The sequence below is a fragment of the Bacillus sp. LR--39 genome, from assembly GCF_053613335.1.
The window spans coordinates 1-561 of the sequence record NZ_JBSIOT010001369.1; the positions used below are offsets into that span (position 1 = coordinate 1).

Below are 561 nucleotides of genomic sequence, written 5' to 3' on the forward strand. Positions count from 1 at the left end.
GAGTCGGCTGGGCGGCAATTAATAAATCAGGATTTCTGTCTACTTCCCGCCCGATAATCGCTTTTTGCTGGTTTCCGCCTGACAATGCCCGAGCGTGTGTATATTCATCCGGCGTTCTGACATCGTACTCAGTGATCAGGCTGCGTGCTTTTTTGTACATTTCGCCTTTATGTAAAACGCCCAATGCTGAATACGGCTTTTTGTAATAGCTTTGCAACAGGATATTCTCTCCGATTGGAAAATCAAGGACGAGACCGTGTTTATGGCGATCCTGAGGGATATGGCCGATCCCGGATTCAGTGATTTTTCTTGGCGTCAGGTTTTGGATCTGTTTTCCGTTTAAGGTGATTGTTCCTGAATCTGTTTTGCGGAGTCCTGTCACCGCTTCGATCAGCTCTGATTGCCCGTTTCCGTCGACGCCTGCTATGCCGACTATTTCTCCCGCTTTGACAGAAAGAGACAAATCTCTGACTGTCTCTATTCCGCGGGTATCCTTTACAGTTATGCCGTCAATCGCAAGCACTTCCGCTCCCGGCTGAGCAGCTCTCTTTTCAGTTTTGA

Annotated in this window: 1 pseudogene; it reads right to left on the reverse strand. The window is 48.1% G+C overall.

From position 1 onward, the window contains the following. Positions 1 to 561: pseudogene (gene nupO / locus ACWHAR_RS30540) on the reverse strand (guanosine ABC transporter ATP-binding protein NupO); the annotation flags it as partial.